Genomic DNA, 19,316 nt, shown 5'->3' with positions numbered 1-19,316 from the left:
CCATCTCCCCATCTCCCCATCTCCCCCTCAGGCTACTAATCTGGCACCGTCCACCAAGCTAAACCGTAAGGTTGAGCTGCCTCATGTACCTGCTGGCGATACTGAACACGGATTTTGTAGCGACCAGCAGCCGGAACTGGACAGAAAATATGCTCTACACTATCTACGTCACTAATAGAAGCGCAGACACTTTTGCTGGTATCACTACCGTCAACAGGCATGAGGTAAAGGTCGAGATTGTTCAGTCCGCGATCGCTAAAACTCTCGCCAATATCATACTCCTGATTGCCATTTTCATCTTGCAGTTCAACCCAGCGATCCCAAGCTAGAGTTAGCGCTACAAAACTATTTGGCTTTAACGGTTTTTCTAAAACGTAGTCTTGAAAAGACGATGCCTCAACGGAACGATAATCCCAACCCACTGGCGGTACGGCACCCGTTGGACTCCATTGACCGGGTTGAAATTGTTGATAAGCTCGGAAAACATTGAGGTGTCCCGTACCCATCTGGATGTCTAGGGAGATTTTAGGGTCTTTGTAGGCATCTGACTCTAACCAAGTGCGGTTATCTTTTGAGAAAACGGTGCGGCTCATGCCCAAATTCAAACCGTCGCCGTTATCTTGTAGTTTGTCAGCGGAGTTGAGTAGTACAGCTTTGGTGACTTCATGGCGTCGAGAATCAATAGTCCAGTTCGGTGGGGATGAGCGAAGCTGGCGATCGCCATATTCTTGAATCAAGGCTACCGAGCTGGTGATGTGAGGAGCGGCAAAACTTGTACCGCTAACCTCAACAATATTACCCTCCAAATCGTAGACGGGAATCTTGCTGCCGGGAGCCACTAAGTTAATAGCACGGCGGGAACCTACGTTAATTTCACGTTCGATCAAACGCCTACCAATCCCAGTTGGTAGATCGCTCAAGTTAGCAAAATCTACCTTGCTAAAGACTCCCTGCCGCTTGCTGGTGTAAGCCGTCGTGATGCCATTGTAATGATCCGTGGGGATGGGAATGCCACCGTCTCCCTGGTTGCCTGCAATCACATAGAGCACATCATGAACCCTGGCTGACCAATCGATACATTTGGTCAACAGAGCATTACCGTCTAAAGTAGCTTCCGGTCTGGAATCGCGCTGTAGGGATTCCCCAAAACTAAAGTTAATCGCCCGAACATCGCCGCTGTTTTGCTGGGCGACGTGCTGGGATGACAGGCATTCTTCGGGTTGTCCACTTCTGATGGGGGGACCGACGGCTGAAGCGTAAAGTCTGGCTCCTGGTGCTACTCCTGGGAGAGTTTTGTCACCACTCACCATCACGCCTGCCACCATTGCCGCATGGGAATCGACATGGGTATCAGTTTTGGCGGGACTATCCCGATAAAAGACTCGCTCCAGAGCGATCACAGGATTCCAAGAAACCGCTTTATCAATTCCAAATAAACCCGGTCTACCAATTTCTACCTGACCGATCGCAATCTTACGACCGATCAAGTTGTAAGGGGGAGTATGTAGCCGTAGGGCATCAATTCCCGTTTCTCCTGTGGAAGTGGGTATGGCTAAAGCTGGGTAGGTTAGCCCGGAGGCACCTAAACCCCATAGTATCCATCCCAATTTTTTAACAATCTGCCGCTGAACCAAGGCGGATTCTCCTAAAATTTAGTGATAACTGATTAGAGAAGCGGAGTGAGCGAACCTTCGGTCTGCATTAACCGGCTGTTGTGGTTGCTCGATATCGATTGGGGAGCGCCGCATTAGGGGATTGCTAAAGATTTTGTTAAGATGAACATACAACAGAGGACGCAGGAGAGTATCACCAGTTATGACCCAAACGCAATCCCAAAAACCCATCGTTATAGCTCCTTCCATATTATCAGCCGATTTCAGCCGATTGGGGGAAGAAATACAAGCAGTGGATGCCGCTGGTGCTGACTGGATTCATGTTGACGTGATGGACGGTCGGTTTGTCCCCAATATCACCATTGGTCCTCTGATTGTGGAAGCGATTCGTCCTGTCACCAAAAAGCCGTTGGATGTCCACTTGATGATTGTGGAGCCGGAAAAGTATGTGGAGGACTTCGCAAAGGCTGGAGCCGATATCATTTCAGTTCATGCCGAGCATAACGCTTCCCCTCATTTGCACCGCACACTCTGTCAGATTAAAGAACAGGGTAAGCAATCGGGTGTAGTACTTAATCCTTCAACTCCCTTAGATTTGATTGAGTATGTCTTAGAAGTCTGCGATTTGATACTAATTATGAGTGTAAATCCTGGCTTTGGCGGTCAAAGCTTTATCCCTGCTGTAGTGCCAAAAATCCGTAAACTGCGCCAGATGTGCAACGAACGGGGACTCGATCCCTGGATTGAAGTGGATGGTGGACTCAAAGGCAATAATGCCTGGCAGGTTTTAGAAGCCGGAGCTAATGCAATTGTTGCCGGTTCTGCTGTTTTTAAGGCAAAAGACTACGCTGAAGCCATTAAGGGTATTCGCAACAGCAAGCAACCTGAACCCGAATTAGCAAGGGTTTAAGTACAAAAAGCCGATTTAATTACCAAAAAAAAGCGGACGTTTAAAGCCGTTAGCCTAGAGTTTTGACTCTGGGCTATCTTATTTTAACTATGAATTTTGAAGATATACTACTTTGGATGGATTGCAGAAAAAATAATCTTCTGTCATCCTCATTTTAGAAAAATTAAAAATGAGTTTATCACCCTGGTGAATTGTTTGAGTCTAAAAAAGCAATTGGGCATGAGAGTTATACAGCGTGGCTAGCTTCAGACCTCAAACCCGTCACTTTTGTCCTTTGTTTGTAGGCTAGCTTTTCCTATGTACGTCAATCATAAGGTTCTTAGTTGTGCTATTGCAACCTATTTTTTGAGTCTCAGTACACTTCAATCTTCAATTGCTACTCCTCTTACAGCCGCTACCCTTAACTCCCAATCCCAACGAAGTCAAGAGCTAGAAACGGAAGTTGATCGTCTGTTTCAAGAGGGTATAGAACAGTTACACATTGGTCAATTATCAGAAGCAGCAAAAAGGTTTGAACAAGCTTTAACTATTTACAGGCAAGAATTAGGTAATAGCGAACGCCAATTAAATGTTCTCATTGCTTTAAGTGAGACTTATAATTCCTTGGGGAACTATGAGCAAGCCATAGAGTTAGCGAAAGAAAGCAGAACACTAGCAGACAAACTCCAAAAGTATCCAGAGAAAGCAGCCGCTTACCTAACCTTAGCCAGTGCTTATCAATCCTTGGGGTGCAGCCAAAGTGAATATCAAAAAGCAATCTTAGCCGCTCGTTCTGGCTTGATGACAGCTTGGAAAATTCAAAATCCTGATTCAGAAGCGAAAGCTTTTGCCCTTCTCGGTAGTGTTTATAACTCTTCTGGGCAAACGCAAGATGCGATTCTTTTTTCCCAACGAGGTTTAAACGTCGCCCAAGACAATAAGAATACCACCGCTGCGTTATCTTCACTCTTGACGCTCGGAGGGGTTCATCTGGGTTCGGGAGACTACGGCAAGGTTATTAATAATACCGAGCAAGCCCTAGATTTCTTAAGAAAACACCAACTTACTGAAGCGGAAGGCACAGGTTTTTATCCCAGCATCTTGGGGGCATATAATTGCGTATCCCAACAGAAGCTCAACAGACAACAATGGCAGGAAGGAGAAGGCGCTGCCTTAGTGATGCAGGCACTTGCCTATGTGGGCATGGGAAACTCGAACAAAGCGATTGAATTGGCTGAACAAGGGTTATTGATTTCTCATAACATTCAAAATCCGCTGTTAGAAGCGTCTTTTCTGATTGTTTTGAGTTTGGGGAACAGTTATTCTGGGAATCCGGAAAAAGCTATTGAATTCGTCAACCAAAGTCGGGCGATTGCTCACGAGCAAAACAATCGAGAATTAGAAGGAGTTGCTCTAGAAGTTCTCGGTAAAATCTATAGAAATTATAAACAGCCAGATAAAGCGATCTCTGCCTATCAAGAAGCACTTTCAATCCATGAACGCTATAGTGCCTACGCTGGAATCGGTGGCATTTATCAGGATTTAAATCTGTTGGGTTCGGCGACAACTTATTACAAGCAGGCAATAAACAAAAATGAAGAGCAAGTTCACAGTCAGATTAGGGGATTACCGGTTTGGTTGCAAACCTCTTTCGTCGAAGCCGTGCAGGATATCCATGGTGTACCCGCCACTGAAGTTTATCGCTCGTTGACTAGCCTATTGCTGTTGCAAAACCGGATGCGAGAGGCGCAGCAGGTATTGGAACTCTTGAAAGGGCAGGAGTTGCGGGAATATACTGGCGATTCTAGAGTCTATGGTGAGCCGATTCGCCTAGAGATTACACCCACTGAGCAACGGATTTTGCAAGAATATGGCAGTTTGATCGCATTCGGAGATGAGTTAGAGGGCTGTCGGCGAACAGGTTGCTCTCAACTTGATGAGTTGTTGGATCGGCGGGATGACCTAATTCAGCAGTACTATCAAGCATTAGAGCAAATTGAAACACTCATTCGTAATAACCGCTCCAATGATGATACCTTCCTCGATCCCAACCAATTTTCTGAAAAAGCCCGAGAAATTTTGTCAGCTCAACCCAACACCCTCTTGATTTATCCCTTACTGTTGAATGACAGAATTTGGCTGTTGTGGGCATCAAAAGGTGGTATTTTGAAGGCAGTAGAAGTGAGTGAAGTGACTCCTCCCCAATTAGAAGTTACCGTTTTGAGGTTTCGTCAGTTATTGCAAAATCGTCTTTCCAGTGTTGATGAGTTGCAACAGACAGGGAAGCAACTGTACGACTGGCTAATCAAACCATTGGAACCTGAACTAAAAGCGAATACTATTCAAAATCTGGTATTTTCCTTAGATCGCTCAACTCGCTATATTCCCATGAGTGCCTTGTTTGATGGAGAACAGTATTTAGTTGAGAACTATACGGTTTCAACGGTGTTATCTGCTAACTTAACCGAGATGCCATGGGTCGGTTCCAGCAACGCTTCACAATCGCGCCCTGTGAATTATCGAGCCACTAAGAGTTTATCAAAACCGATATCATTGTCTCCAAGCAATCCTGAGATTTCAGTTCTAGGGTTGGGAGTGTCTCAGGCTGTGGGCGGGTTCCGATCTTTACCCAATGTACCAGCAGAGTTAGATGCAATTGTCCGGCAAGAGTCAGTAGATACCCAAGGGATTTATCCCGGTAAAAAGTTCCTTAACGAAGACTTTGACCTTTTTGCCTTGCGAGACAACGTATCCTCCCATAAGATGTTGCATATCGCTACCCATGGGGAATTCGTTCCAGGACCCATCAATCGCTCTTATCTGCTATTAGGTACGGGCGAGAAGTTGGCAATTCCTGATATTGAAACCTGGCTAGATTTGCAGAATGTCAATCTAGTCGTGTTATCAGCTTGTGAAGCAGCACTGGGGGGTCCTGGACTCAACGGCAGGGAGATTGCAGGTGTTGGTTATTATTTTCTTAAAGGCGGAGTCCAAACTGTTATGGCATCACTGTGGAAAGTGAATGACCAAAGTACTCGCCTATTGATGGAGCAGTTTTACCAAAACTTAGCCCAAGACACACCCGAAGCTCCTCTCACCAAAGCTGAAGCTTTGCGCCAAGCTCAACTGGCATTCCTCAGGGGTAAGGATGCGGAAACGGGCGAGTCATCTGCTGAAAGAAGTCATCCTTACAGTCATCCGTTTTATTGGTCGTCGTTTATTTTGATGGGGAGTGGACTATAAGCGGCTCAATCTCTAATCTGCAAGCTTTAGCAGAGCAAAAGCCGCCGCCGAACCTGAAACGGTAAGAGCAAGGATTGTCGAATCAGGCGATCGCAGACTAACTTTTCGTTAGCCAGCCAACAGATTACCTTGAAGTAAGAATGTCATTCGTATCATATGGAACCTGCGCTAACTTTCCAATCACTGATGAATTGCTTCGTACCCTTGCTGATATGCGATCTGATGGCAACATCCTGCCATTTCCACTTTTGACTGTTGGTAAGCGAATCATCAGTGGGTGCGAATTAGCAGTTGCCATTGTTGAGCCATCAGATGCACCTCCTGTAAGATTCAATGGACGCACTTGGATTCGGGTTGGTCCCCGTCGAGCAACGGCAACCCCAGAGGAGGAACGCCGATTGAATGAGAAAAGACGTTCAAAAGATCTGCCAGATGAACTTTCTGCTCAGTGGCCAGGTTGTCTAGATCGTAAAGAACGATCTTTCAGAATTATTTCTGCGTTTTGGCGATTACTAGATAGAGCAGCCAAAAACACTATAGCTGATGTTGTTTTAGTTGATTTAGGTCCTAATTTGGGGGCTATTAATCGAGCTGCCCTCATTGCGTCAGATTATGTTGTTGTACCCCTTTCACCTGATCTTTTTTCACTATAAGGTTTGAAAAATTTGGGTCCAACCCTGCATCGATGGAGAGAAGAGTGGCAGGAGCGTATTCCTAAAAATCCAGCCTCTGACCTACCCTTGCCTGTAGGACAGATGTGTCCTGTAGGATATATTGTCCTTCAACATGGTGTTCGGTTTGATCGACCAGTAAAAGCTTTTCAACAATGGATTGCCCGAATTCCCCAAATTTATAGTGAAGAGGTTATCCAACAACCAGAAGAGTCACACCCATCGCTAGCCAATGATCCTAACTGTTTAGCGTTACTCAAGCATTATCAGAGCTTAATGCCAATGGCTCAAGAAGCTCATAAGCCAATCTTCCATCTCAAGCCTGCGGATGGAGCTATCGGGGCTCATATTACAGCAGTGAAAGGAGTATACTGGGACTTTAAAGATCTGGCTCATAAAGTTGCTGCGCGTACTCAATTACCATTACCTGACGAACAATTAGTTTAAACTCACATCTTGCACCATTGTCAGTAAACTCGAAAACCCGCCCAGAGTTAAAACTCCGGGCTAATAGCTTAAGTCCATTGACATGGACTACAAGTCTTATCCAGTCGTATGCGAGACGACTTTAGCTATAAGACAGTGGTTAAAACCACTGGCGGGTTGTTGCCACTGGTGCAATTTATCAGTTTAAACTAACTAAAGCGCGTTTCAGTAGAGCCTATCGCAGCTACCAATCCAATGTCACAATTGAAAGCATTGGATGGGCAGAAACCATGCCAGTAAGCCAGCACATCAAACTCCATGGATTATAAAACTGCTCGTAGCTTCATAATTAGTCAGGGAACTGCACCTGACCAAAATAACGATGGTTTCCTCGTTCGCCTGAAGCAGGGAAAAGCACCGATACCGGGTCAAGTGACTAATATTTTGTTAGCGCTAAAAATGGTATTTGAGGGTTTGCGAGGTTCTACTACTATTGATCGAGAGCTGATTTACTCGCTGTACCTGATATCTTATGAGAGCCGAGAGCGGTTTGAAGCTGGGCGTCAGACTGGGGTGAACTGGCCCCCCCTCCTAGATGAAGACTTAAAGCGCATTGCCAGAACTGTAAAGAGTATTTTCGCTGGAGTCTGGTACAATCACTAGCGGTCAGTTAGGAATTGCCAAAAAATAAGTTATTCAAGCTTGGGAGCTGAACAGAAAACTCCGTCTTAACGGGTGCAAATTAGATACCTAACACCTTATCAAGAGCGATCGCGTAATTCTGATTCGAGTTTATCTAAATCCTCTGGCAGAAAAATCGTTAAAAGCCCATTGAGGGCTTTACCATCTTCGGATTGAGTAACTTCCCACCAATAGGCAAAGCGGTCTCCTAGCAGCAATTGCCCCTTCTGCGCTGCCAAGAGCGGCAGATTCTGTCGTCGTGCTAAATCTATAGTTTCTGGGGTGGGGTAAGCGTAAACCAGTCTAGCTCGCTGGTAATCTTGATAGACCGCAGGACCATAAATAATCCGCAATGATTCCGTTAGCCGTTCGGGAGTTACGCCATTAATTTTGTCATAGAAAGAAATTTCCTCGTTGCGAATAATATTACGGCTGGTTGGAAAGGCGATTTGACCCGGAGGGAGTACCGACGCTTTAAAGGTAAATCGTTGAGCAGCAGAGTTACTTTTTGTCACCACCAACCCATCGCCAATACCGGGCTGCAACGTAGGATGAGCACTAATCCAAGCGGCAACGGTTTCAACCGTTTGACCTGGTAAGGCATTCACTCGATTGCCTACCAATGCCAATAAAATCCCCAATGACAAAACAGACCCCAATTTAATTCCTTTCATGGCAAACCTCCTGATTGTTGTTCGCTGACTTTTAAATTTTGCTGTATGATGCCAATCTTGCCTCAGCTACGCCCTTAAAGCTTGATCATTTGCCTCCGTAACTCACCCAACATCGGCAAAACCTTACCCCCTTTTTTCTCTATAAACAAATTGCTACAGAGTACGTCAATTAGTATAGCGTTTTGTTCTGTGCCTCATTGACAAAACCCCATCCTTTTTAGGGACGGGGTATGTTTCAACTCACATCTTGCACCAGTCTCACTAACCGCCAGTGGTTTAAACCACTGGCTCATACATAAAGTCCTCGCTATGAAGACCAAATACTGACTCTACAAGACTTTCAGTCCATTGAAATGGACTTGAGCTATTAGCCCGGAGTTTGAACTCCGGGCGGATTTTCGGGCTTAGTTGTTCTGGATGTAATTTTATTATGCGATCGCTCTGAGTGTGAATTTCAAGCTCTAGTACTTAACAGAGTAATGCTTTGGGGAATTTCCTAACAGAGGCGATCGAAACTTCAACGTGTCTAGTCCAGCCGTTGACTGACGGGGCATCGGTGAAATCATTTCTTGATGACAGGAGGTGCAAAACCAGTAGACACCTTTTCGTCCTGCATGACGAAGTAAGCGATTCCCACAACAAAGACAAGAATTAACTCCCATAACTGGCTATCTCCTGATTTTTTAAAGCGTTGTTAATTAGAAAACTGGATTAGGGGCTTGATAGAGTCTGGAAGGAGCAAAAAATTAGAATTACGTTTTGCTACTCAATCCGTACAAGGTCATTAAATCGAGAAAGTTATTAATTTGTCCTTCTGCCTAGCTAAACCCTAAGCTTTACCACTATAAATATTGGTGTGGCTCTTCCTCATCTACCATTGGAAAGATACGGTAAGCAGCAATTTTAGTTAAAGATAATTTATAAAATAAACATTTACTTTTAAATGAGTTTATAAACTATAATTCGTGATTAATTATTATTAAATAAGTGATTTTAAAGTACCGTAGATCACTACTGAAGACGTAAGATATTAAGGATGTAACCTGTAACTGAAGACTAACTGTGGTTAAGCCAGAAGCACCCCAATCAGAAACTCCTTCCCTTGCCCGAACTCCCCTATTTAACCTAGTTGTCGAACAAAATGCCCGACTCACCGCCTTTTCCGGTTGGGAAATGCCAGTACTCTACAGCAGCATCGCTCAAGAACACGAAGCTGTGCGAACGTCTGCTGGGATGTTTGATATTTCTCACATGGGAAAATTTGCCCTTAAAGGCAAGGAGTTGCGGCAGCAGTTGCAGCGATTCGTACCGTCAGATTTGATGCGGTTGCAACGGGGTGAAGCGCAGTACACAGTTTTGTTAAATCCTCAGGCTGGCATCATTGATGACATTATCTTCTACTATCAGGGTGAGGATGAGAGGGGCGAACAGCGAGGTATGGCAATTGTTAATGCTGCTACTCGCACAAAAGACAAAGACTGGTTGTTCGCTAATCTAGAAACTACTTCCATTGAGTTGCAAGATATCTCAACAGAAAATGTATTGATTGCAGTACAAGGACCCCAAGCGGAGGCTTATCTTCAACCCTTCGTGCAGGAAAATTTATCCTCACTCAAATTTTTCGGACATTTAGAAGCAACCCTCCTCAATCAACCCGCTTTTATTGCCAGGACGGGTTACACGGGCGAGGATGGATTTGAGGTAATGGTAGCCCCGGATGTTGGAGTAGAGTTGTGGCGTTCTCTCCTACAAGCTGGCGTCACTCCCTGCGGATTGGGAGCTAGAGATACCTTACGATTAGAAGCAGCTCTAGCCCTATATGGGCAAGATATTGATGAAACCACCACTCCCCTAGAAGCAGGTTTGGGTTGGCTGGTTCATCTTGATAGTAAAGGTGATTTTATTGGACGCTCAGTGCTAGAACAGCAAAAGGCAGCAGGGGTAGAGCGTCGGTTAATTGGCATCCAGATGGAGGGGCGGCACATTGCCCGTCATGGCTATCCGGTGCTATCGGCTGGGGCAGTTGTTGGCGAAGTGACTAGTGGAACTTTAGCACCAACATTGGGAAAAGCGATCGCTCTTGCCTATGTTCCCACACCGCTAGCCAAAACGGGTCAGAAGTTAGAAGTAGAAATTCGGGGTAAAGCTTATCCAGCCGTTGTGGTAAAAAAACCATTTTATCGCTCAAAGAAACGCTCATCTTAAATAAATAATAATTTTGAAAGTCCGCCCTGAATTAAAATTCGGGCTAATAGCTTAAGTCGGTTTTTAACTGGCTGGATGGAGTGCGATTCTACATAACATCGGTAATCTGCCAGGGAGTTTAAAATTGAGAAACAGAGTAGGAAAATCCTTATGCCTTATAGTAAATTTACCCTCAGCAAAGCTGTAGAGAATTTTCAACTCACTATCATTGAAGGTGAGCGCTTTCTTCCAGAAGTTTCCCCAGTCAATCCAACTCCTTTACTCAGAGATACCCTGAAAGAAACGCTGCCTTGGGCAATTGCTGTGAGTAGTGAAAAAGCGCGTTCTGAAGGTATTATCAATCCAGTCTTGTTAGAAGTCAAACGCCAGCTCAAAGGACAAATTAGTGTCTTTTCGGGTGAAGAGTTTAACGTGCAGCCAGAGGTTGATTTGACGGGCTATGTCGATTTTCTGATTAGCCGCTCTCCAGAGCAGTTGTTTATTAAAGCGCCTGCCGTGGTTTTGGTGGAAGCTAAAAAAGAAGACCTTAAACCGGCACTGGGACAATGTTTAGCTGAGATGGTAGCTGCTCAACGCTTTAATCAACAGAAGCAGCAGCCAATCTCAACAATCTACGGAACGGTGACAAGTGGTACAGTTTGGCGGTTTCTTAAACTAGAATGGCAAACTGTTACGATTGACCTAACTGATTATCCATTACCGCCAGTTGAGCAAATTTTGGGTTTTCTGATTTGGATGGTGCAGAACGGTTAATGCAGATTATTGACGAGGCAACTCTACCCGATTACCAATAAAATTAAGCTATAGCCGGAAATTCTCAAATGAATCGAAACTACAAAAACTAAAGACTATGGTTCAAACGCTCCAAGCTAAAGAAACCACACTGCGTGACTTAATCATAACGTTCGGTATTCAGCTCGTTGAAGATGAATCTTTCTTCTGGGAGTGGCAGGATAATTTACCAGAACTCACTACTCTAGATAAACAACTCTTAGACAAAGTAAAAGTGGGTTATATTAATTTACTCAATTACCCACCTGTCTTAGAAGATATCGTCAGAATGGCAGTGTTAGACCCTATTTTATTTATCGGGGACTTTTATTTATTTCCTTTTTACGTCAAATCTGAAGAGTCTGTAGATATTATCTCAGAAGATGACGATGTTATTGTTAAAGCTAAAATTGATACGTTAGTTTTAAAAGACCAGTTTTGGGTAATGGTAATTGAGTCTAAACGGGCAGCGTTTTCGATTGAGGAAGGACTCGCGCAAATTTTGGCTTATATGTTAGGCAACTCTAATGCGGAACAGCCCAGTTTTGGCATGATTACCACTGGGGGGAGTTTCGTCTTTGTGAAATTAGTTAAGGGAAAAGTTCCACAGTACGCCTTGTCTAAGGTGTTTATTACTCGCAATCCTGGGAATGACTTGTATGATGTTCTGAGAATTCTTAAGCGATTGAGTCAATTGGTGAATGAGTCGGGTGGAGATGTAACGTCAGATTAAGCCTGAATACTCTAAAGCATTACCGTGAACGTAGAGGGAGGAGAATAATTAAAATGGTAAAATTCGGCGCGATCGCACTTCTTGCTTCTTTATACTTTAACTCTGGTGCAATCGGCTTGGCAACGCCTCATTTAAGTCAACCGAAGATGAGTGAACCAGAGTGTAAACAACTGACTGACATTCGTGAAAGTCCGATTCAGATGTTACCCGAACCGTTTGAGAACGGCTGTGTGATTTCCACTCCCTTGCGGGCAAATAGTCCTGGAACTATTGTGTATGTGTTGAAAGCCGAGATGAAACTACCCATTACTTCATCGAATCGTGGAGAGTTAAGGGTTCAGGAAATCGAAACGTTGAACGGTTTAGTAGACACAGGAGATGCTATCCGGATTACCTGGTTTACACCTGGAACTATCGGTTCTGGGCAATTTGTGCAGTCGCTTCCAGAGGAGACAATTTTTGTTGCCTGGGATGACCTCTGCACCAAGTTTCAATCTGAAACAGTTGGGTGTGTGGAGTCGGGCGCTTTCCGAGTACGTGATTTGGTAGAGATTCTGATTAAGAATAAGGAACGGACTGCAACTGTACAGCCTTAGAAACTTTCAATTGCTATAGTTGCTAGTAATCTTAATCACTTAATTTCAAAATGGCAATTAGCAACCACGAACAGGTCGGTAGAGCTTTAAATCTTTTAGGTAAGGGACTTTATCCTTACGTTGAGCAGCAAATGAGGGCAATTTATGGAAATGCTTGGCTTTCACGAGCTAAGTCCTGCTTATCTGAGGATTCTACGCTTAGGCGCACGATAGAAGAGACATTGCGAGAGGATGTTTCTGCTTTGCTAAAGGTTATGACAAAGCGGTGGGAGACAGTCTTCAAGCCCGAGCTGTCTTATACTGAACGCGCTCTCGCCAGCGAACTCATTGATGTTCGCAACAAATGGGCACACCGAGTTCGTCTCTCGACGGAGGACACTTATCGTGCTCTAGACAGTATGACCCTCTTGTTAGGTGCTATTGATGCTACTGAAAAAGAAGCTGTAGCTAAACAAAAACAAGAAGTTCTGCGACTCTTATGGCAAGAGCAATCTCGGCAAGAGACACGCAAAAGTCAGACCTCTACAGAAGAATCCCCCATTAGAGAGCATTTGCACGAACTACTAAAGAAAATTCCCTTTCAAGATGCTTTACTCCTGTATCTTGCCCTTACCCATCGTTCCTATATCTTTGAAAATCCCACACAGACTCAAGGAGACAATGAGCAACTGGAATTTCTCGGAGACTCTGTACTAGAGTTTTTAGCAGGAGATTATGTCTTTGAGCAATTTCCGGGTCGAAATGAGGGAGAATTAACCAAGCGCCGCTCTAACTTAGTGGACAATACCCAGCTAGCAAAATTTGCCACTGAACTGGATTTGGGCAGATGGATACGGTTAAGCAAAGGAGAACAATTGCAGGGAGGTCGTACTAAATTATCATTGTTGAGCAATACCTTTGAGGCAGTTATTGGCGCGTACTATTTGGACTCTGGCATTGAGGCAGTCCGTGAACTAGTAGAGCCTCTCTTCGACTTAGTTGTAGAAGATGCTGTTTCCCAGGATGCCACCCCTGAGATTTTAAATGATGTGAAAAATCGATTTCAGAATTGGGCGCAGACAAACCACCAACAGATTCCTAAGTATCCTGTTACCAATGAAGTTGGAGCAGACCATGCCAAGATGTTTACTGTTGAAGTAAGAGTTAATGGCACCGTGTATGGTGAGGGTACAGCTAATAAGAAAAAAGAAGCTGAAAAACAGGCAGCATCCGACGCCTTAAGGAAATTGGGTCTGCTCTAAAGAGCCAAAGCAGAGCAAAATTTTACCATTTTAGCGATCGCGTTGTGGCTTTGGTACTAAACTAAAAATATCAACTTACCTTTATCCTTATCAACCCTATTCCGAATTCAGAAACCACAACTGAATTCACTCTCGGAGACCAACTAACTGTTTAAATTCCCGTAAAATCTCTTCATACTCCTCCCCAGCCACCCACATCAAATCATTATGACTCGCATCATCCACCCATAATGAAAGTTTAGGTTCAGGTGCAGCCGCAAACAGGTTTTGCCCATGAGAAAAGGGGATAATTTCATCGGCTTTTCCGTGTATTACTAATACTGGACAATTCACCTGCTTAATCTTGTCAATGTTCGGGAATTTATCAAAGGGTAAAAGAGGAATCGGTAGGATTACCCGAAACGCGGAGGTAAACGCACTTTCCACAATTAAACCTGCAATGGGTTGGCGTGCAGCTAAATCGACTGCCGAACCCCCACCCACTGAACGCCCGTAAGCGATAATTTTTTCCGGTGGCACTCCTAGCTGCTGGGTTAAATAGATGTAAGCTGTATCGATATCTTGATAGGCATGGCGTTCTGAAGGACTTCCCTGACTCGTACCATAGCCGCGATAATCGTAAGCAAAGACGCTAAACCCTATACTATGTAACTTTTGCAGCACGGGTTGAATGTCACCCAAGTCCTCAGCGTTACCGTGAACGTAGAGGATGCTATACGTGGCGGCTGGATTGGGTAAATAAACGGCGGAAAGTTGGAACCCATCGGTAGTCGTTAGCTTAATAATATCGCGGGTGTCTTGATAGCTAGAGGGTTGAGGCACAAAGATCATTCCGTCTGAGGCGAAAAAGATGTATAAACACAAGAAGGCATAGATAAAGATAAGCGATCGCACCAGTCGCTTGAGGGTAAATTCACCAAACAGTCGTAGTTTGAGGCTTGGTTTCATAAATTTGGCATAATCATCCATTAGGGTACATCGGACTTGACGTGGAAGTTGTAAACTTAGCTTTGCTGGAGATTGAGGACGTGAGATGGCTCTGGACTATCCTGAGGACTTAAAATATCTTGACAGCCACGAATATGTACGACTGGATGGCGAGATTGCTACGATTGGCATGAGTGCGTTTGCGGTTGACCAACTCGGTGACATCGTATTTGTAGAACTGCCGGAAATTGGTGATGCCCTAAAAAAAGGGGAGGTTTTTGGCTCCGTTGAATCGGTGAAGGCGGTTGAGGATATGTACGCCCCGATTTCCGGTACAGTAATCGAGCGAAATGAACCCATTGTAGAGTCTCCCGAACTCATCGTCGAAGACCCTTACGGTGAGGGGTGGTTGGTGAAAGTACGAATTAATGATGCCGATGAATTGCTAGATGCGCTGTCTGCCGATGAGTATCGCATCCAGGTAGAAGGGGAGTAAGCTGTTACACGTTACACGAGAGCAGGGAAAGCCGTTAACCGTTGATGGTGGACGCTGAGAGCCATTTTGGAGGGTTTGTTACAGAATAATAAGAAGTTGCACTTTATATAACTTTAGTAAAGTGCCACACACCAAAGCCCTACCACCAATCGGTTTGATATGCGTAATCTGAACGTCACAGTTAACCAGGATGCAAAAGACAATCCAATCATTCCTGACTCTCAGCCCCATTGCTCCTCTTCAGACAACCGGGAATCGACCGATTCGTTTGTAGGGCGGCATATCGGCTTGGGTGCCAATGAAGTGGCACAAATGCTGGCAGTCTTGGGTTTTTCCACCTTAGACGAGTTAATTGAGCAAGCTGTCCCCCCCAGAATTCGGCTCAATCGTTCCCTCAACTTACCCCCCGCCCAAAGCGAGTACGCCGCCCTTGCCAGACTCAAAGAAATCGCCTCAAAAAATCAGGTGTTCCGGTCGTTTATCGGCATTGGTTATTCCGACTGCATTACCCCACCCGTCATTCAGCGCAATATCCTGGAAAACCCGGACTGGTACACGGCTTACACCCCCTATCAAGCCGAAATTGCCCAAGGGCGGTTGGAGGCATTGCTCAACTTTCAGACCCTGATTATTGACCTGACCGGTCTAGACATTGCTAATGCCTCCTTGCTAGATGAAGGCACCGCAGCCGCAGAAGCAATGAGCATGAGTTATGGCTTGTGCAAGACAAAAGCGAATACCTTCTTTGTTTCAAAAGACTGCCACCCCCAAACCATTGAAGTCTTACAAACCCGTGCTAAACCCCTAGAAATTGACGTAATTGTAGGCGACCATCACAGCTTTGGGTTTGAGCTGCCGATTTTCGGAGCACTGCTACAATATCCGGCAACCGATGGTACAATTTACGACTATCGAGAGTTTATCAAAAAAGTTCATGAGGTGGGCGGTCTAGCCACCGTCGCAGCCGACCCCCTGAGCCTGACGCTTCTTACACCCCCCGGTGAATTTGGGGCAGATATTGCCGTAGGTAGTACCCAGCGCTTCGGCGTTCCCCTCGGATACGGGGGACCCCATGCCGCCTATTTTGCTACGCGAGACGCCTACAAACGCCAAGTTCCGGGGCGAATTGTCGGTGTATCCAAGGATGCTCAAGGCAAACCCGCCCTGCGCCTCGCCCTACAAACCCGCGAACAACACATCCGCCGCGACAAAGCCACGAGTAATATTTGTACCGCTCAGGTATTGTTGGCAGTAATAGCCAGTATGTATGCGGTGTACCACGGAGCGCCAGGACTCAGAACTATAGCCTTGAAGGTGCATCGGTTGGCACTGATGCTAGCAGCAGGATTGAAGCGGTTAGGGTACAAGATTGGGTCAGACTTATTCTTTGATACTGTGCGGGTAGAACTGGGAACTCACTCTTTGACAACCATTCTAGAAGCTGCCGAGGCGCGTAGAATTAACCTGCGAGTTTTCGATGCTAGTGCTGTGGGTATTTCTTTAGATGAGACGACTACAGTTGAAGACATACTCGACCTCTGGCAGATTTTTTTGGGTAGTGATGAGTTGCCTTTTACAGTGGAAGAGTTAACAGTTCTCAATACCGTTGCTACTCGTACTAGCAGTTATTTAACGAATCCAGTTTTCAACCGCTATCATTCAGAAACTGAGTTATTGCGTTACATTCACCGATTGCAGGCTAAGGATTTATCCCTAACTACTTCAATGATTCCCTTGGGTTCCTGCACGATGAAGCTGAATGCAACGGCGGAGATGATGCCAGTAACTTGGGCGGAATTTAGTAAGATGCATCCGTTTGCTCCTCTGTCTCAAACCCAAGGGTATCAGGTATTGTTCCGGCAGCTTGAGGAATGGTTAGCAGAGATTACAGGTTTTGCGGGCATATCTTTGCAACCCAATGCCGGTTCTCAGGGTGAATATACGGGATTGTTGGTGATTCGTCAGTACCACGAACAACGGGGCGAAGAACATCGAAACGTTTGCTTGATTCCCCAGTCGGCACATGGAACTAACCCTGCCAGTGCGGTGATGTGTGGTTTAAAGGTGGTAGCGGTTGCTTGTGACAATCAGGGAAATATTGACTTAGATGACCTAAGGGCAAAAGCTGAGAAGCACGGCGATAACTTAGCCGCTTTAATGGTCACATATCCTTCAACTCACGGGGTATTTGAGGAACAGATTAAGGAAATTTGCGATATCGTTCATGAGAATGGCGGTCAAGTTTACTTGGATGGTGCGAATATGAATGCCCAAGTTGGGTTGTGCCGTCCGGGAGATTATGGCGCAGATGTCTGTCACTTGAACTTGCACAAAACCTTTTGCATTCCCCATGGGGGTGGGGGACCTGGTATGGGACCGATTGGTGTAATGCCTCATCTGGTGCCGTTTTTGCCTGGGCATTCTGTCATGCAGACGGGAGGCAAACAAGGAATTGGGGCTGTTGCTTCAGCACCTTGGGGCAGTCCTAGCATCTTGACGATTTCTTGGATGTACATCGCCCTAATGGGGGCGGCGGGTTTGACGGCAGCAACGAAAGTCGCTATTCTCAACGCTAACTATATCGCCCGTCGGTTAGAACCTTACTATCCGGTTTTGTATAAGGGGAAATCCGGTTTAGTGGCACATGAATGTATTTTAGATTTGCGATCGCTCAAAAAATCAGCAGGCATCGAAGTAGACGATATTGCCAAGCGCCTCATGGATTACGGCTTCCATGCTCCTACTGTTTCGTGGCCCGTGGCGGGGACGATGATGGTAGAACCGACGGAAAGTGAGTCAAAAGATGAATTGGAGCGATTCTGCGATGGGATGATTGCCATTCGCACAGAAATTGAGGCGATTGAGTTGGGTGAGGCAGACGCGGAAAATAATGTCTTGAAAAATGCGCCCCATACTGCAGAAGTCTTAATTGCTGGGGATTGGAACCGACCTTATTCTCGTGAACAGGCAGCATACCCAGCCCCGTGGACACGGGAACACAAATTTTGGTCTTCAGTTGGGCGAATCGACAATGCCTATGGCGATCGCAATTTAGTCTGTTCTTGTATTGGCATGGAGGCGTATTCACCAGAATAGCCTATTTCTCGTGATTAACCTACTTAGAACACATTCGCATCATTCCAAGGTATGATAGGGAGGTCAATCCTAAATGAGGGGTTTGACCCCTATCCTCTACAAAAGAAATAACCGCTAAGGGTGAACTAGCAAATCCAGGGTTATGGTTATCACCATGGTGCCGATGTTTCCTCGATCAACCACGGTATTTGCACCTCGTAGTCAATCACCTCAATTTCGAGGGGTGCTGTAGTATTACCCATACAGTTCCTTTCTTGATCCCTACCACGATGGGATTGGCTAATAGTAGTCTTTCATCACAAAGGTTTTCCATCATGGCTAGAAAACATTTGCTTCGACCTCTTAAGCTTTTTTCAGTCGCTTTGTCCCTGGAACTCCTGATGGCTACTAGTTTGCCCACTCAGGTAAAAGCACAGGTAGAATCGTTGTTGCCTGGTCAAACTACTCGTGTCACCTTCGATCCTCAAGGGAATAGAAAACCCAAAGATACGGCAGGAGGAGCATCTCGTAGCGGTGGATTGTGTCCTGGGGACGTAACCCCTTCGAGTACGCCTGTTACTCCATTTAAGCCAGCAACAACCTATGGATTAACGGTGGTAGAACATCCCATGTTTTTTGTTCACCTGCCTCAAACGGTAGCACGAGAGGCATTATTTATTCTTAAGGACGAACAAGAGGATTATTTCTACCAGAAATCGGTGTCTCTCCCCACAACTCCGGGACTTCTTCGCTTTAAGCTTCCAGCAGAAGCACCCGCTTTAGAAAAGGGTAAGCAATACCAGTGGTCATTCATTATCCTTTGCGAACAAAACCTCAGACCTGATAGTCCTACGATAATGGGACAAATTCAGCGAGTTGAACCCGATCCCGTGCTGATTAGTCAAGTTATGGAGTTATCCCCTCTAGAGCGTGCTGCCTTTTACGGGAAGGATGGTATTTAGGGGGACTTATCTAGAGCTTGCTGATGGGAAGTGGTAAAGTCCAAGAGATCGCATTGAGCCGTGATTAAAATAAACGTGGGACTGCATCGGGTATCAAAAACTTGAGGGCTAAT

The 19,316-nt window shown here is 45.4% G+C and carries 15 protein-coding genes and 1 pseudogene; 12 read left to right on the top strand and 4 right to left on the bottom strand.

Annotated features, from left to right (window positions below; genetic code table 11):
* Positions 1-35: 35 nt before the first annotated feature.
* Positions 36-1,619 (bottom strand): S8 family serine peptidase, encoded by a 1,584-nt coding sequence (locus IQ257_RS15285; protein WP_193874037.1) that lies wholly within the window; start codon positions 1,617-1,619, stop codon positions 36-38.
* Positions 1,620-1,815: 196 nt separating this feature from the next.
* Here IQ257_RS15285 and rpe point away from each other — a divergent pair, with 196 nt between their 5' ends.
* The 4 genes and pseudogenes from rpe (at position 1,816) to IQ257_RS15265 (ending at position 7,505) form a co-directional block, all read left to right on the top strand.
* A complete protein-coding gene (gene rpe, locus IQ257_RS15280; protein ID WP_193874008.1) occupies positions 1,816-2,523 on the top strand; it encodes a ribulose-phosphate 3-epimerase in 708 nt (235 codons plus the stop codon).
* 297 nt (positions 2,524-2,820) lie between these two features.
* Complete coding sequence (locus IQ257_RS15275; RefSeq protein ID WP_193874009.1) at positions 2,821-5,745, top strand: CHAT domain-containing protein; 2,925 nt, start codon at positions 2,821-2,823, stop codon at positions 5,743-5,745.
* Positions 5,746-5,885: 140 nt separating this feature from the next.
* Positions 5,886-6,863, top strand: a pseudogene (locus IQ257_RS31535) (ParA family protein).
* Positions 6,864-7,160: 297 nt separating this feature from the next.
* On the top strand, positions 7,161-7,505 hold the full coding sequence (locus tag IQ257_RS15265; protein WP_193874010.1) for a Dethiobiotin synthetase: 345 nt from the start codon (positions 7,161-7,163) through the stop codon (positions 7,503-7,505).
* 98 nt (positions 7,506-7,603) lie between these two features.
* Here the strand turns inward: IQ257_RS15265 and IQ257_RS15260 are convergent, their stop codons facing one another.
* Both IQ257_RS15260 and IQ257_RS15255 read right to left on the bottom strand, forming a co-directional pair.
* A complete protein-coding gene (locus IQ257_RS15260; RefSeq protein ID WP_193874011.1) occupies positions 7,604-8,197 on the bottom strand; it encodes a hypothetical protein in 594 nt (197 codons plus the stop codon).
* 461 nt (positions 8,198-8,658) lie between these two features.
* Entirely contained in the window at positions 8,659-8,859 is a 201-nt protein-coding gene (locus tag IQ257_RS15255; protein ID WP_193874012.1) for a hypothetical protein, read from the bottom strand.
* Between the two features lie 400 nt (positions 8,860-9,259).
* Here IQ257_RS15255 and gcvT point away from each other — a divergent pair, with 400 nt between their 5' ends.
* From gcvT to rnc, 5 genes are all read left to right on the top strand, one after another.
* Positions 9,260-10,402 carry a glycine cleavage system aminomethyltransferase GcvT gene (gcvT, locus tag IQ257_RS15250; RefSeq protein ID WP_193874013.1) on the top strand — a complete coding sequence of 381 codons (1,143 nt, stop codon included), beginning with the start codon at positions 9,260-9,262 and terminating at the stop codon, positions 10,400-10,402.
* Between the two features lie 150 nt (positions 10,403-10,552).
* Complete coding sequence (locus IQ257_RS15245) at positions 10,553-11,155, top strand: hypothetical protein (protein WP_193874014.1); 603 nt, start codon at positions 10,553-10,555, stop codon at positions 11,153-11,155.
* Positions 11,156-11,252: 97 nt separating this feature from the next.
* The gene (locus tag IQ257_RS15240) at positions 11,253-11,906 is read left to right on the top strand and encodes a restriction endonuclease subunit R (RefSeq protein WP_193874015.1); all 654 of its coding nucleotides are present in this window, start codon (positions 11,253-11,255) and stop codon (positions 11,904-11,906) included.
* 53 nt (positions 11,907-11,959) lie between these two features.
* A complete protein-coding gene (locus IQ257_RS15235) occupies positions 11,960-12,502 on the top strand; it encodes a hypothetical protein (RefSeq protein ID WP_193874016.1) in 543 nt (180 codons plus the stop codon).
* A 50-nt stretch (positions 12,503-12,552) separates the two neighbouring features.
* Entirely contained in the window at positions 12,553-13,743 is a 1,191-nt protein-coding gene (gene rnc / locus IQ257_RS15230; protein WP_193874017.1) for a ribonuclease III, read from the top strand.
* Positions 13,744-13,869: 126 nt separating this feature from the next.
* Here the strand turns inward: rnc and IQ257_RS15225 are convergent, their stop codons facing one another.
* Positions 13,870-14,691 (bottom strand): alpha/beta hydrolase, encoded by an 822-nt coding sequence (locus IQ257_RS15225; protein WP_228060732.1) that lies wholly within the window; start codon positions 14,689-14,691, stop codon positions 13,870-13,872.
* Between the two features lie 85 nt (positions 14,692-14,776).
* Between IQ257_RS15225 and gcvH the strand changes: the two genes are divergently transcribed.
* The 3 genes from gcvH (at position 14,777) to IQ257_RS15210 (ending at position 19,203) form a co-directional block, all read left to right on the top strand.
* Positions 14,777-15,166: a glycine cleavage system protein GcvH gene (gene gcvH / locus IQ257_RS15220; protein WP_193874019.1), complete on the top strand. Its 390-nt coding sequence runs from the start codon at positions 14,777-14,779 to the stop codon at positions 15,164-15,166.
* 159 nt (positions 15,167-15,325) lie between these two features.
* The gene (gcvP, locus tag IQ257_RS15215; protein WP_193874020.1) at positions 15,326-18,262 is read left to right on the top strand and encodes an aminomethyl-transferring glycine dehydrogenase; all 2,937 of its coding nucleotides are present in this window, start codon (positions 15,326-15,328) and stop codon (positions 18,260-18,262) included.
* A gap of 314 nt (positions 18,263-18,576) precedes the next feature.
* Positions 18,577-19,203 (top strand): DUF928 domain-containing protein, encoded by a 627-nt coding sequence (locus IQ257_RS15210; protein WP_193874021.1) that lies wholly within the window; start codon positions 18,577-18,579, stop codon positions 19,201-19,203.
* The last annotated feature ends 113 nt before the right edge of the window (positions 19,204-19,316 follow it).

The sequence above is a fragment of the Coleofasciculus sp. LEGE 07092 genome (assembly GCF_015207375.1).
GTDB lineage: Bacteria > Cyanobacteriota > Cyanobacteriia > Cyanobacteriales > Coleofasciculaceae > LEGE-07092.
The sequence above is the reverse complement of the archived record's forward strand: the minus strand, read 5'-3'. Positions and strand labels throughout refer to the sequence as shown.